The sequence below is a fragment of the Streptomyces sp. NBC_01450 genome, from assembly GCF_036227505.1.
Taxonomy (GTDB): domain Bacteria; phylum Actinomycetota; class Actinomycetes; order Streptomycetales; family Streptomycetaceae; genus Streptomyces.
In genome coordinates, this window is sequence record NZ_CP109480.1 from 2,075,163 (window position 1) to 2,088,088 (window position 12,926).

The 12,926-nt window shown below is 71.8% G+C and carries 14 protein-coding genes; 10 read left to right on the plus strand and 4 right to left on the minus strand.

Going from position 1 to position 12,926, the window contains the following annotated elements; translation table 11 throughout:
* The first annotated feature begins 45 nt into the window (after positions 1–45).
* A complete protein-coding gene (locus tag OG568_RS09575) occupies positions 46–573 on the plus strand; it encodes a DUF309 domain-containing protein (RefSeq protein ID WP_329531117.1) in 528 nt (175 codons plus the stop codon).
* A 115-nt stretch (positions 574–688) separates the two neighbouring features.
* Positions 689–1,459, plus strand: coding sequence for a precorrin-6A synthase (deacetylating) (gene cobF, locus OG568_RS09580; RefSeq protein WP_329531118.1), 771 nt, complete (start codon positions 689–691; stop codon positions 1,457–1,459).
* Positions 1,460–1,520: 61 nt separating this feature from the next.
* On the opposite strand, the gene OG568_RS09585 is transcribed toward cobF, so the two are convergent.
* Both OG568_RS09585 and OG568_RS09590 read right to left on the minus strand, forming a co-directional pair.
* Positions 1,521–2,267 carry a cobalt-precorrin-6A reductase gene (locus OG568_RS09585; RefSeq protein WP_266427321.1) on the minus strand — a complete coding sequence of 249 codons (747 nt, stop codon included), beginning with the start codon at positions 2,265–2,267 and terminating at the stop codon, positions 1,521–1,523.
* Positions 2,268–2,288: 21 nt separating this feature from the next.
* Entirely contained in the window at positions 2,289–3,062 is a 774-nt protein-coding gene (locus OG568_RS09590; protein WP_266588451.1) for a sulfite exporter TauE/SafE family protein, read from the minus strand.
* 276 nt (positions 3,063–3,338) lie between these two features.
* Here OG568_RS09590 and OG568_RS09595 point away from each other — a divergent pair, with 276 nt between their 5' ends.
* From OG568_RS09595 to OG568_RS09630, 8 genes are all read left to right on the plus strand, one after another.
* Positions 3,339–4,160, plus strand: coding sequence for an SAM-dependent methyltransferase (locus tag OG568_RS09595; RefSeq protein ID WP_329531119.1), 822 nt, complete (start codon positions 3,339–3,341; stop codon positions 4,158–4,160).
* Positions 4,161–4,374: 214 nt separating this feature from the next.
* Complete coding sequence (locus tag OG568_RS09600) at positions 4,375–5,106, plus strand: hypothetical protein (RefSeq protein WP_329531120.1); 732 nt, start codon at positions 4,375–4,377, stop codon at positions 5,104–5,106.
* Between the two features lie 108 nt (positions 5,107–5,214).
* Positions 5,215–6,348, plus strand: coding sequence for an acyl-CoA dehydrogenase family protein (locus OG568_RS09605; protein ID WP_329531121.1), 1,134 nt, complete (start codon positions 5,215–5,217; stop codon positions 6,346–6,348).
* Positions 6,349–6,553: 205 nt separating this feature from the next.
* Entirely contained in the window at positions 6,554–7,708 is a 1,155-nt protein-coding gene (locus OG568_RS09610; protein WP_329531122.1) for an SDR family oxidoreductase, read from the plus strand.
* Positions 7,705–9,033: an aspartate aminotransferase family protein gene (locus tag OG568_RS09615; RefSeq protein WP_443077598.1), complete on the plus strand. Its 1,329-nt coding sequence runs from the start codon at positions 7,705–7,707 to the stop codon at positions 9,031–9,033. Before OG568_RS09610 ends, OG568_RS09615 begins: the two co-directional genes overlap by 4 nt.
* A 50-nt stretch (positions 9,034–9,083) precedes the next feature.
* The gene (locus tag OG568_RS09620) at positions 9,084–9,569 is read left to right on the plus strand and encodes a type II toxin-antitoxin system RatA family toxin (RefSeq protein WP_266588441.1); all 486 of its coding nucleotides are present in this window, start codon (positions 9,084–9,086) and stop codon (positions 9,567–9,569) included.
* A complete protein-coding gene (locus tag OG568_RS09625) occupies positions 9,562–10,134 on the plus strand; it encodes a flavin reductase family protein (protein WP_329531123.1) in 573 nt (190 codons plus the stop codon). The genes OG568_RS09620 and OG568_RS09625 overlap by 8 nt, the downstream gene beginning before the upstream one ends.
* 104 nt (positions 10,135–10,238) lie before the next feature.
* Positions 10,239–11,108: an esterase/lipase family protein gene (locus OG568_RS09630; RefSeq protein WP_329531124.1), complete on the plus strand. Its 870-nt coding sequence runs from the start codon at positions 10,239–10,241 to the stop codon at positions 11,106–11,108.
* A gap of 101 nt (positions 11,109–11,209) precedes the next feature.
* On the opposite strand, the gene OG568_RS09635 is transcribed toward OG568_RS09630, so the two are convergent.
* Positions 11,210–11,812, minus strand: a complete 603-nt coding sequence (locus tag OG568_RS09635; protein WP_266427345.1) for a hypothetical protein — start codon at positions 11,810–11,812, stop codon at positions 11,210–11,212.
* A gap of 19 nt (positions 11,813–11,831) precedes the next feature.
* A complete protein-coding gene (locus OG568_RS09640) occupies positions 11,832–12,881 on the minus strand; it encodes a fatty acid desaturase family protein (protein ID WP_266588433.1) in 1,050 nt (349 codons plus the stop codon).
* Between the last annotated feature and the right edge of the window lie 45 nt (positions 12,882–12,926).

A 12,926-nucleotide genomic window follows, 5' to 3' on the forward strand; every position in this document is an offset into this window, starting at 1 on the left:
CGGAGGCTGCTCCGGAGGGGGCGCGGGGCGCGAGACAATAGGGGCATGAGCGCAGCATCCGGAGGTCGGCGGGACGACGGGCGGGATCGGGACACGGCGGGGCGGGCGCGGAACGCCCGGCCGCGGGACGGGCTGGGGCGGCCGCTGCCCTACGGCACCGATGGCGTGGAGCGGCAGCCGGAAGGGGTCGTCCGCAGCCCGGAGGAGACGGTCACGGAGGCGCAGGCGCTGTTGGACGCGGGAAAGCCGTTCCATGCCCACGAGGTCTTCGAGGACGCCTGGAAGTCGGGCCCCGAGGGTGAGCGCACGCTCTGGCGGGGGCTGGCGCAGCTCGCGGTGGGGCTCACGCACGCGGCCCGTGGGAACACGACGGGCGGTGCCCGGCTGTTGCGGCGCGGGGCCGGGGCGGTCGAGGAGTGGGCGGCGGGGGCGGGCGGGCGGGACCGTCCGCATGAGCTGGACCTCGTTGAACTCGCCTCCTGGGCACGGGAGCTGGCGACGGTCGTGGAGCGTGAGGGCGCCGCGATCAGCGCGGTGGCGTGGGCACCCCGGCTGCGGGGGCGCCGGGACTGACGGCTGCGGGGGCGCCGGGACTGACAGGTGCGGTGCCGCCGATCGGCGCGCGGTGCGTGCGGCGTCACCCGGGTGCGGTGCGTGCGCTGTCAGTGGCGTGCGGCAGACTCGGGGTGTGCGAAAGATTCATGTCATCGGCATCGGCGCGGGCGACCCCGACCAGCTCACCTTGCAGGCGGTCAAGGCGCTGAGGAGCACGGACGTGTTCTTCATCCTGGACAAGGGCGAGGTGAAGTCGGACCTCGTCCGGCTGCGCCGTGACATCCTCGACGCACACATACCGCAGGGGTCCTACCGCCTGGTCGAGGCGCGCGACCCGGATCGCGACCGGGCCGCCGGGGGCGCCGCCTACTCCCCCGCCGTCGGGGACTGGCGCAGTGCCCGCGCCGACATCTACCAGCGGCTGATCGCCGAGGAGCTGGGCGAGGACGAGAGCGGCGCGTTCCTGGTGTGGGGGGATCCCGCGCTGTACGACAGCACGCTCGGGATCCTGGAGGAGATCCTGGAGCGGGGCGCGGTGGCGTTCACGTACGAGGTCGTGCCCGGCATCAGCAGCGTCTCCGCGCTCGTCGCCCGGCACCGGACCGGGCTGAACCGGGTGGCCCGTCCCGTTCAGATCACCACGGGACGACGGCTCGCGGAGGGGTTCCCGGAGGGTGTCGACGACGTGGTCGTCATGCTCGACGCCCACCAGACCTTCCGGCAGTACGCCGACGAGGACATCGACATCTACTGGGGCGCCTACATCGGTACGCCGGACGAGATCCTGGCCTCCGGTCCGATAGCCGAGACGGCCCCACGCATCGAGCGGCTGCGGGCCGAGGCGCGCGAACGCAAGGGCTGGATCATGGACACATATCTGCTGCGCAGGCACCCGCGCGGGTAGGGGGATCGGCCGGACGGGTCGCTCCATACGCCAACAGAGTGCGCCGGCGCGCCGTGTTCCGTCATCCAGGGCCGAGATCCAGCAGGGCCAGGGCCGACGGCACGTCCGGCGCGGTGGTCACGTCCGCCGGGAGCGGAGGGCGGCGTACGACCACCACGGGGAGAGCGAGATCGCGTGCGGCCGTCAGTTTGGCTGCTGTCGCCTCTGCGCCGCTGTCCTTGGTCACCAGCACGTCGATGCGGTGCGCGCGCAGCAGGGACTTCTCGTCGTCCGGTGTGAAGGGGCCCCGGGTCAGCAGTACTTCCATGTCCTGGGGCATCGGCGGCTCGGGGGGCTCCACCGTACGCACGAGGAAGTGGAGCTCGGGGAGGTGGGCGAAGGCCGCGAGACCCAGGCGGCCCGTGGTGAGGAAGACACGACGGCCCAGGGACGGGAGGAGCGCGGCGGCTTCGGGGAGGGAGGCGGCCCAGTGCCAGCGGTCGTCGGGGCCGGGGGTCCAGCCGGGACGGCGCAGCACCACGGCCGGGACTCCGGTGGCCGCGGCGGCGCGCGCCGCGTTCGCCGTGATGGCCGCGGCGAAGGGGTGCGTGGCGTCGACCACGGCGTCCACGTGGTGCTCGCGCAGCCACCGCGTCAGCCCGTCCGCCCCGCCGAAGCCCCCGATGCGGACGTCCCCGTCGAGCGTCCCCGGCCGGGAGACACGCCCCGCCAGGGACGTCGTCACGCGGACACCGGGGCGCGCCGCCAGTTCGGCGGCGAGTCGGCGTGCCTCGGTGGTGCCGCCGAGGACCAGGACGTGGGAGGGCATGCCGTCGAGCCTACGAGGTGGTCAGCGCAGCAGGAGCTGCGCCCCGCCCACCACCGTCGCCGCGATGACCAGCCGCTCGAACAGGAGCTGGTTGATGCGGTGCACGGCCCATTTGCCGAGGAACGCCCCCGGCACGACGAAGATCGCGAGCGCCGCGTCCAGGAGCAGCGAATGCCAGTCGATGAGACCGAGGCCGACGCTGAAGGGCACCTTGGAGACGTTCACGATCAGGAAGAAGAAGGCCGAGGTGCCCAGGAAGCCGAGTTTGCGGAAGCCGGCCGACAGGAGGTACATCGACATCACCGGGCCGCCCGCGTTGGCGACCATCGTGGTGAAGCCGCCGAGGACGCCGTACGAGCCGGCCTTGACCCGGCCGGCCCGGGTCGACACCGAGTCGGGCTCCTCGTCCTGGGCGGCGGCCCGGCGGCGCCACATCGTCACCGCCGCCATCAGCAGCAGGATCGCGCCGATGGAGGTCCGTACGATCGCGTCGTCGGCCCACACCAGGAACAGCGTGCCGAACACGACGCCCGCGGCGACCGCCGGGAACAGCCGCCACAGCGTGGGCCAGTGCGCGTGCCGCCGGTAGGTGAGCACGGCGAGCACGTCCCCGACGATGAGGAGGGGCAGGAGTACGCCGGTCGAGGCGCGGGCGGGCAGCACGGCGGCGAAGATCGCCAGGCTGACCGTGTTGGCGCCGCTCACGGCGGTCTTCGAGAAGCCGACGAGCAGGGCCGCGGCGGCGAGCGCGGCGAACTCCCAGATGGATATGTGCCAGAGCGTCATTGTGTTCATGCGGGAACCGATGCTAGGCGCACGCATCTCCTCACGTAAGGACCGTCTCGCCAGGTGACCCCTGCACGGCGGGTGAACCCGTGGGTCAGGAGTGTTCGGCCCGCGCCGCGAGCCGCCGTGTCCGGCGCCGACACGACTGGCGGCGAGGGCGCCGGCGCCGCTGGTGGGATCGGGCCGGTCGACGGGGGTGCGGGGCCCGGAGAATGCCCCCGCACCGCCCAACTCCCGTGGCAGACTGCTCGAACATCGACACGAGCGTGAGCAGAGGAGTGCCGCATGACCGCGACCGGGCCTTCCGCCCAGCGGATCGACACCAGCAGGCCGCACCCGGCACGGATGTACGACTGGTTCCTCGGCGGAAAGGACAACTATCCGGTCGACGAGGAGCTCGGGCGAAGAATCATGGCCACGGACCCGAGTGCCCCCCTCTCGGCCCGCAGCAACCGCTGGTTCATGCAGCGCGCCACCCGCTGGCTGGTCCGGGAGACGGGCGTCCGCCAGTTCCTCGACATCGGCACCGGCATCCCCACCGAGCCGAACCTCCACCAGATCGCCCAGGCCGCCGTCCCGGAGGCGCGGGTCGTCTACGTGGACAACGACCCGATCGTCCTCGCTCACGCCGAGGCCCTGCTGCGCGGCACCCCCGAGGGCGTGACGGAGTACGTCCAGGCCGACGCGCGGGAACCGGAGAAGATACTCGAGCAGGCCGCCCGCGTTCTCGACTTCGACCAGCCCGTCGCGCTGTCGCTCATCGCCCTGATGCACTTCATCGCCGAGGAGGACGGCGCGTACGACCTGGTGGACACCCTGGTCGACGCGCTGGCGCCGGGCAGTTGCCTGGTCCTGTCCGCGCTGACCGGCGACTACGACCCGGTGAAGGTCGCGACCGGTATAGCGGCGTACGCGGCGGGCGGTGTGACGCTGGTGGCCCGCTCGCACACCGAGGTCGGCCGCTTCTTCCGGGGGCTCGAGCTCGTCGACCCCGGAGTGGTGTCGGTGTCGGAGTGGCATCCCGAACTCGCGCTGAACAAGGACGAGGTCGGCGACGCGCCGGTCCCGCTGTACGGCGCGGTCGGTTTCAAGTCCCCTCGCTCCTGAGGAACTCGGCCGTCGCGCCGAGGTCCCGTTCGGCGTAGCCCGCTCGGCGAGGTCCTGGATCAAGTCCAGGTCCTCGCCGACGAGTTGGAGCAGCGGCCGCCCCCTCAGCCAACGAGCCCGCACCTCCCGGTAAACCGGCGATGACCTTCAGCTTGTACCGTGCGGGCGGTGGCGACCGGGGTAGCGGGAGGCGGCTGTGGGAGCGGATCACCGTGTGGGGGATGTCCTGTTGGTCTCGTGCCCGTACACGGACGCACGGGTCACCCGTCTCACCCGGCGGGAAGTGGTCGTCGAGTGGCCGTGGTGGGAGGTGGACCCGGAGTGCGACTGGATCGAGTGGAACGGCCAGGTGGCCCTGGCCGGCGATCCGGCCTCGTACGACTGGGACTTGGAGCTGTTCCGCACCGACCCGCCGCCGCCGCACCTCGAGGTCGGCGCGGTGTGCCAGGTCGGCATCCCTCCCACGGTGGTGCATGTGATGAGCGTCGAACGGATGGATCCACCGCTGGAGACAGGACGTCTCCCTCGCCTGGGAACGCAGGTCATGGTGCTGCGCGCGGGACAGTCGCACGATCCCGACCTGGAGTGGCAGGGCTACGAGATCGCTCCCGACGACGGGATCCCGATCGCCCTGGACCTGCTGTTCCGTCCGTACGCCTGCCTTGTGGCAGGTGACGAGGTCGCGGATGCCGCGGGGCGCGCCTGGCGGTTCGACGCGCCATGGGACTGGCACCCGTTCGACGGTCAGGAGCCGTCGGAACCCACCTGGCCGCTCAGTCTCCTGACCCGCGACGGCCGCGCCGACGACACTGCGGCGACCGTCGTGGCGCGGGCGACGCGCAGCGGTTCGCACGAGCACGAGCTCGCCCGCCGGGTGGAACTGACCCAGGCCAGACCCACCCGCCTCGTCGTCGTACGGGACCCTGCCCGGCAGCCGAACCACTGACCGCCGAACGCTCCAACATCCCTTTTGCCCCGAGGGGTTCCGCCGGTTCGCGCGTAAACAGAAACGACGCTGCCGGCGACACCTGAGAATCAAGGAGCAGGGGACGACATGAGATTCCTGGAGCGTGAGCGCGCGGCCCTCGCCAAACTGCTGCCCGGCCTCGACGAGAGTCTGAGGACCGTACCGCTGATGACACTTGAGGGGCCGAAAAGCCCCGGCATCGGGCTGTTCCGGGAGGCGGGCGGGCCGGGTCTGCTGGCCCCGACCGCCCTCCAGGGCCGGGGCGCCACCGCGCTGGAGACCCTGCGGGTGCAGCGCGCGCTCGGCAGTCGTTCGCCCTCGCTCGCGGTGGCGACGACGATGCACCACTTCTCGATGGCCACGCTGGTCGGGCTGAGCGACTCCGGCGAGGGGCTGGAGTGGATGCTCGTCCAGGGCGTCGCGTCCGAGAACCAGCTGATGGCGTCCGGCTTCGCCGAAGGACGCAGCGGCGCCGGCATCCTGTCGCCCTCCATGTCCGCCACGGTGACGCCCGAAGGGGTGCGGATCACCGGCGTGAAACGGCCGTGCAGCCTCGCCCGTTCCATGGATCTGCTCACCGCGAGCGTGATGGTGCCGTGCGAGGAGGGCGAGGGAGAGGAACTGGCCGTGGCGCTGGTTCCCGCCGAGAGCGAGGGGCTGAGCGTCAGCGGCTTCTGGTCGAGCACCTTCCTGGCGGGCGCCGAGAGCGACCAGGTGACGCTGGACAACGTCCTGGTCGCGCCGGAGCTCCTGGTGCGCACGGCCTCGCCCGCCGGGGCCCGTCTGGACGCGGTACAGACCGCCGGTCTGGTCTGGTTCGAGCTGCTGATGACCGGCAGCTACCTCGGCGCCGCGAGCGCCCTCGTCGAACGGGTGCTGCTCAACGACCGGGTGCCCGACACCGAGCGGGTCCGGCTGCTGGTGGAGATCGAGGGCGCGACGGCGGCCGTCGAGGGCCTCGCCCGCCGGGTGGACGCGGACATGCCCGACGAGTCCGCGCTCGCCGACTCGCTCTACGCGCGCTACACCGTGCAGGACGCCCTCGCCCGGATCGTGCCCCGGTCCGTCGAACTGCTCGGCGGGCTCAACTTCATGACCTCGGACGAGGTCGGATATCTCGCCGCCTGTACCAACGGCCTCGCCCTGCACCCCCCGTCGCGCTCGCGGATGACCGGCCCACTGTCCGCGTACCTCGCCAACGAGCCGCTGACCATCGCGTAACCCCAGCCGGCGCGAGCGCCCCGAAGGGGGCGCGTGGAACGGCGCGACCAGCCACAGACCACCCGCAGTCGCCGCCGAACAACAAGAACCGAGCTCATAGGCGCCCCGCACGCCCACAACCCCAGCACCCGAACACCCACCCGCCCGGACACCCGCCCGCCCGTCCGGCAGGACCTACGCTCACTCGACCGAGGGGATCACCGCCATGCCTCTGTCCCGGCCCCGGCCCAGCGCTCCGCCCAGCCCGCAATCGCCCGCGAAACGCCCCACGATTCTGCTCACCGGCGGCGCCGGAGTACTCGGCAGAGCCCTGATCGAGGAGCTGTCGCCGGACTTCAGAATCGTCTGCCTGCGCCATCGCACGCCGGTGAACGACCACCGGGTCCGCGAGGTCCGCGCCGATCTGCTGGAACCCGGACTCGGCCTGACCCGGGCGGACTTCACCCAGCTCATCGCCGAAGTGGACCTGGTGGTGCACTCCGCCGCCGCGACCAACTGGAAGGCGGAGCCGGACCAGATCCGGCGGGCCAACCTCGACGGCACGATCGCGATGCTCGACCTCGCCGCTCGCGCCGAGGCCCCGTTCTTCCACATGAGCACGGCCTTCGTCGCCAACCCGCTGGCTCCGGAGGAGCAGGAGCGCTTCCCCGGCGCCGCCGCGTACCTCGCCTCCAAGACGGCGGCCGAACAGGTCGTGCGCGACGCCCCGGTGCCCGGCGTGATCATGCGCCCGTCGGTGGTCATGGGTGACTCCGTCACCGGTCGGATCGCCGGGATGCAGGGGCTGACCCGGGCGCTGGGCGCCATCGTGAAGGGGCAGGTGCCGGTGCTGCCGGGAGCGCCGGACGCACGGATCGACATGGTGCCCCAGGACATCGTCGCGCGTGCCGTGGGCGATCTGGTGCGGGCCGGTGTCACGGGCGGCGAGTACTGGCTGACGGCCGGCACGGAGGCGTTGCTGCAGCGTGAAGTGGTCGACACCTGCCTGGAGTTCGCCGACCAGTGGGGACCGCGTCCGCATCCGCCCCGGCTCATCCCGCTGGAGTCGGTGCACCGGCTGCTGCTGCCGCTGATCGAGGGCCCCACGTTCCCGGAGTCGCTGCGCCGCCGCTTCCAGACGTACGCGGAACTGCTGCTGGTCTTCCAGCGGGCCCTCCCCTTCGAATCGTCGCTGGGGTCGCCGCACTGCGGCACGGCCCTCTCGAAGGACGACCTCCGGCGGGCCCTGGTCCGCAATCTGGCCGCCTGGTCCACCGGGCGTGGCGGCATGCGCACCCGCCTGCGTCCGGGGCCCGCGCAGGACACGGCGGCGAGGAGCCAGCCCTCGCAGGCCACGCACACCCAGGAACTGGCGTCATGACCGCGGCCCCCGCCGTGGCGCCGGTCACCGGATCCGTGGCTCCGGTCACCGGATCCATGTCCCCGGTCACCGATCCCGCCACGGACCGTGCGCACATCGCCCGGCTCTACCGCGAGCACCTCTCCTCCGGCCGCTCGGTCCTCGGCACGGTGCTCGGCGGCATGCTGGAGACGGCGTCCGACGGCGCGTGGGTGTTCACCGAGGACGGCCGCCGCTACCTCGACTTCGGCGGTTACGGGGTCTTCATCCTCGGCCACCGGCACCCTCACGTGACCGCGGCCGTGCACCGCCAGGTGGACACCCATCCGCTGGCCGGGCGGGTCTTCCTGGAGCCCGTCGCGGCCCTCGCCGCCGAGGCACTGGCCGCACGGACCCCACCGGGCCTCGACCACGTCCACTTCGTGAACTCCGGCGCGGAGGCCACCGAGGCCGGTCTGAAACTGGCCCGGGCGCACGGCCACACCGCCCTCGTCTCCACCCTCGGCGGGTACCACGGCAAGACCCTGGGCGCGCTGACCGCCACCGCCAACCCGAAGTACCAGCAGCCCTTCCGGCCGCTGCTGCCCGACAGCACGGCCGTCCCGTACGGGGACGCCGCCGCGCTGGACGCCACGCTCGCCGAACTCGGCCGCCGGGCCTGCGTGATCGTCGAGCCGGTGCAGGGCGAGGGCGGCGTACGGATTCCACCGCCGGACTATCTGGCGGAGGTGAGCCGGCTGTGCCGGACGTACGGGGCCTTCCTGATCCTCGACGAGATCCAGACGGGCCTGGGGCGGCTGGGCTCGTGGTGGGGCATGGACGCCGAGGGCGGCTCGCCCCCGCAGCCCGACGTACTGCTCGTCGGCAAGGGTCTCAGCGGCGGTGTCGTGCCCGTCGCCGCGATGGTCGCGACCCCGGCGGCCTACGCGCCGTTCTCCCGCGACCCCTATCTGCACACCTCCACCTTCGCGGCCTCCCCGATCGCCTGCGCCGCCGCGCTCGCCGCGGTCGAGGCCCTGGAGAGTGAGGAGGTCGTCCCGCGCGCCAGGGCCCTGGGCGAGCGGCTGCTCGCGGACGTCCGGGCCGCCTGCGCCCCGTACACCGGTGGCCTGGTGCGCGAGGTCCGTGGGCGGGGGCTGCTGATCGGCCTGGAGTTCGCCGAGGAGCAGGCCGTCGGCGAACTGATCCTCGAACTGGTCGGGCGCGGCGTCCTCGTGAACCACTCCCTCAACGCCACCCGGGTGCTGCGGCTGACGCCGCCCGCGATCGTCGGCGAGGAGGAGGTGCGGCTGTTCCTCACCGCGCTGACCGAGGCGTTGCGCGTCGTCGCGCCCCGCATCGGCTGACCCGTCCGCTATCGCCGACCCGTCCCTACCGTGGAAAGGCAACACCTCCCATGCGTCACGTGACCGTACGGCTGACCGCCCACGACGTCGACCCCGAGACCGCCTACCAGCGGATCAGTGACTTCCGCCGGTATCCCGAAGTCACCGAGACCGTCCGCGAGGTCGTGGTCCATCCGCCCCATGACGACGGCACGGTGGTGTCGGACTGGACCGTGCGCTTCAGGAACGGTCTGATGCGCTGGTCGGAGCGGGACGCGTTCTTCCCGAAGACACGGACCATCGGTTTCACCCAGCTCACGGGCGACTTCGAGCTGTTCGAGGGCACATGGCGGTGCGCGTCGGGCGAGGACGGTACGGCGGTAACCTTCGACGCCGTCTTCGACCTGGGCATCCCGACCCTGGCGGAACTCCTCGACCCGGTCGCCGACTCGACGCTGCGCAGCAATATCGAGCGGATCCTGCGCGGGCTGCTCGGCAGGGTCACCCCCACCACCCCGGCCCAACTCGCCGACAGCGTCGCCTCCGCGCATGGCTGACGTCACTCTCGTGCCCCCTCGGCCCCGTCCCTACGGCCCGTCCGCCGCCGGCTGGGACACCCTGCGGGACGAGCCCGGCCCCGACACGGTCCGCTGTCTCGGTCTCTACGCCAAGCTGACGGCCGGCGTCACGGTCGTCACGGCGCTGGACGGGGCGGGCCCGACCGGGATGACGGTCTCCGCGCTGACCTCCCTGTCGGCGCGGCCGCCGCTGGTCCTCGCGTGTCTGCGGGGCAGTTCCCGCACGTTGACCACCCTGCGTGAGCAAGGCGCCTTTGCTGTCAATGTGTTGACGGATGATCAGAGATCGGTCGCCGAACTCTTCGCCGACTCCTCCGTGCCGCCCGCCAGGCGGTTCGACGGCAGCCCGGTGCGCCGGGTGCTCGGCCTGCCGGTACTCGTCGAAGCGCTCGCGTGGTCGGTGTGCCTGGTCGAGGACGTACGACCGTACGGGGATCACCACGCCGTCGTCGGACGGGTGATGGCGGTGGAGGTGAACGGCGGACGGCCGCTGCTCTGGCACGACCGAGCGTTCCACGCGCTGCCCGCGGCAACCACCGACTGAGCCCACCAGAAGTCAGGACGGAGGCTCGGCCGGGGCTTTTCCCCGGCCGGGCCTCCCCGTGTTCACGACCATTCCGCACTCAGCACCGAGGCCAAGGAGGCCCCATGTCCCTGCCCCGCATTCCCGGCGTGAACTCCGAGAGCGCCGCGACCGAACTGCTCAGGACGCCCGAGCGGCTGGCCGGCAACGCCCAGTCCGCCGCGCACCGGCTGGTCGCCGGACTCGACGGCGACCCCGAGACGGACGACTGGGGCCTGCCCCCGACGCCGGAGCGTCCGCACCCGGTCGTCCTCGTGCACGGCACGCTGGGCGACCGGGAGTCCGTCTGGCGCAAGCTCGCGCCCGCGCTGCGCACGGCCGGGCACCGCATCTTCCGCCTCAACTACGGTGAACTGCCCACGCTCCCCCGTCTGTACGGTCTCGGTGACATGCGCAAGTCCTCCAAGGAGCTCGCGGACTTCGTGGACCGGGTGCTGGTGGACACCAAGGCGTCGAAGGTGGACCTCGTGGGCCACTCGCAGGGCGGGATGCTCCCGCACTACTACCTCAAGTACCTCGGCGGGGCCGGGAAGGTGCGCCGGGTCGTCGGTATCGCGCCCAGCAACCACGGGGTCGAGGTGGCGGGCCTGACGAAGCTGGTCCGCCAGGTCCCGGGCGTTCAGGCCGTCGTGGAGGACAAGGTGCTCTTCCGGATCAGCCCGGCCTTCACCCAGCTGCTGCACGACTCGGAGTTCGTGGGTGAGCTGGTGGCTCCGGGCGACACGGTGGACGGGGTCGACTACACCGTCATCTGGTCGACCCGGGACGAGCTGGTCCAGCCTCCCGAGGCCCAACAGCTGAAGCCCGCCAGGCCGGAACACCCGGTCACCAACACCTGCCTCCAACTCCTCGCCCCGCAGAACCGGACCACCCACCTGGCCATGCCGTACGACCCGATCGTGGTGCGGGAGACGCTCAAGGCGCTGGCCGACTGAGTCCCGAACGACGAAGAACCCGTACGACGGCACAGCGGACGAAAGGGAGGGGGTGGTGCGGGCCCCGGTCGGCCCGCACCACCCCCTCCTTCGTGGTCGGCTCAGAACGCCGTGCAGCGGCCCTTCTCACCGGGCCAGAAGCAGACCTGGCCGATGACGCCGAAGCCCGCGACGCCGTCCGGGGTGATCTTGTCGAATCGGGGTGTGGGGATCTGCAGTCCGTTGATCCCGTCGCCGGCCAGCGGCCCGCTCGTCACGGTGCGCTCGGGCACGGGGCTGCCCTGCTTGAGGTCACCCTTGAAGTAGAGGCTGCCGACCTCACCCGTGTTCCAGGTGCCCACGCCGTTGCCCTCCACGGAGAAGGTCGGCGGGAACACACCGAATCTTCCGGTGCCGTTGACGCCGAAGACGATGTCGGTCAGCTGCGGCGCCGCCCCGCTGGGCGAGCGGCAGTCCAGGTACCCGATGTGCCCGGTCACCTCGGCCTCCTTGACCCGCACACTGAGCGGCGGACTGAAGTTCACCTCGGCGTCGAGGCGGCACACGAGGTCGGGGACCGGTGCGGCCCGTACCCCGGCCGGTTCGGCCTGGGCCGCGGGGGCGGCCAGGGCCGTCCCCGCGAGGAGCGCGGCGGCCAGCACCGGCCTCCGGCCGAGCCGGGACAGCCGGGACACCTTCGCTTTCGCCTTCACTGAGAACGTCATGGTGTCTGGTTCCTTTCCTTCACGCCGTGGCCGTGGTGCCACGGAGAACTTCGCTCGCGGAGCCGAGATGCTCGGCGAGGTCGCGGTACGACTCCAGGACGCCCGTCTCGACGTACGGGATCTCCCGCTCGACGCAGAACTGCTTGACGAGGGGATAGGCGCGGCGCAGCGCCGCCCTGGGCATGCCGGGGAAGAGGTGGTGCTCGATCTGGTAGTTGAGGCCGCCGTAGAAGAAGTCGCCGATGTAGCCGGTGGGCAGGGTGCGCGAGGTGAGGACCTGGCGCTCCAGCCAGCTCCACTCCTTGCCCACCCGGGTCGGCAGGCCCTTGTGGTTGACGGCGAAGGCGAGGCCGAGCAGATAGCCGAGGAGGACCTGGTGGACGGCCAGGAAGAGCAGGACGGACGGCCAGGGCAGGAGCACGAAGAGCGCGCCGAAGAACAGCACCGCGTGCAGCACCATCAGACCGCCCTCGAGGAGGGGCTTGCGCAGGGCCCTGCGGCGCAGGGCGATGACGCCGGCGATACGCAGCACCAGGGCCTCCAGGCCCAGCAGTGGGAAGAACAGGTAGCGCTGGTTGGCGGCGAGGAAACGGGCGAATCCCTTGCGGTCCTGGGCTTGTTCGGGCGCGAAGATGGCCACGCGGCGCAGGATGTCGGGGTCGAGTTCCAGGTGGTTGGGGTGGTTGTGGTGCCGGTTGTGGTGCTGCACCCACCAGCCGAAGCAGACCCCGAGCATCAGGTTGCCGTGGACCAGGCCGAGGGCCTGGATGAACTTCCGGGACCGGGTGATCTGACGGTGTCCCGCGTCGTGCACGAGGAAGGCGAGCTGCTCGTGCCAGACGGCGAGCCAGAGCGCGGCCAGGACCACCTTCCACCAGGTGCCGCCGGAGAAGGCCAGCGCGGCCCAGCCGAGGGCGTTCATCAGCCAGACCACCGCGATCCCGGTCACGTACTGGCCCGTGCGGGGCCGCATGAGCCCGGCGGCCTGGACGCGCCGGGTCAGTTCGCGGAAGTCCTCGTCCGAGGCCGGCTCATGCGGTGAGGAGTTGAGTGCCGGGCTGTCGGTCATCGGTGTGCCACCGACCCTTTCGTTGTTGGACGTCGGCGATGCGGG

Coding starts and splice junctions, on each gene's coding strand:
- OG568_RS09595 (WP_329531119.1), top strand. CDS start 3,339: ATGACCGCGACCGGGCCTTCCGCCCAGCGGATCGACACCAGCAGGCCG.
- OG568_RS09640 (WP_266588433.1), bottom strand. CDS start 12,881: ATGACCGACAGCCCGGCACTCAACTCCTCACCGCATGAGCCGGCCTCG.
- OG568_RS09585 (WP_266427321.1), bottom strand. CDS start 2,267: ATGCCCTCCCACGTCCTGGTCCTCGGCGGCACCACCGAGGCACGCCGA.
- OG568_RS09590 (WP_266588451.1), bottom strand. CDS start 3,062: ATGAACACAATGACGCTCTGGCACATATCCATCTGGGAGTTCGCCGCG.
- OG568_RS09630 (WP_329531124.1), top strand. CDS start 10,239: ATGTCCCTGCCCCGCATTCCCGGCGTGAACTCCGAGAGCGCCGCGACC.
- OG568_RS09605 (WP_329531121.1), top strand. CDS start 5,215: ATGAGATTCCTGGAGCGTGAGCGCGCGGCCCTCGCCAAACTGCTGCCC.
- OG568_RS09610 (WP_329531122.1), top strand. CDS start 6,554: ATGCCTCTGTCCCGGCCCCGGCCCAGCGCTCCGCCCAGCCCGCAATCG.
- OG568_RS09625 (WP_329531123.1), top strand. CDS start 9,562: ATGGCTGACGTCACTCTCGTGCCCCCTCGGCCCCGTCCCTACGGCCCG.
- OG568_RS09635 (WP_266427345.1), bottom strand. CDS start 11,812: ATGACGTTCTCAGTGAAGGCGAAAGCGAAGGTGTCCCGGCTGTCCCGG.
- OG568_RS09615 (WP_443077598.1), top strand. CDS start 7,705: ATGACCGCGGCCCCCGCCGTGGCGCCGGTCACCGGATCCGTGGCTCCG.
- OG568_RS09575 (WP_329531117.1), top strand. CDS start 46: ATGAGCGCAGCATCCGGAGGTCGGCGGGACGACGGGCGGGATCGGGAC.
- OG568_RS09620 (WP_266588441.1), top strand. CDS start 9,084: ATGCGTCACGTGACCGTACGGCTGACCGCCCACGACGTCGACCCCGAG.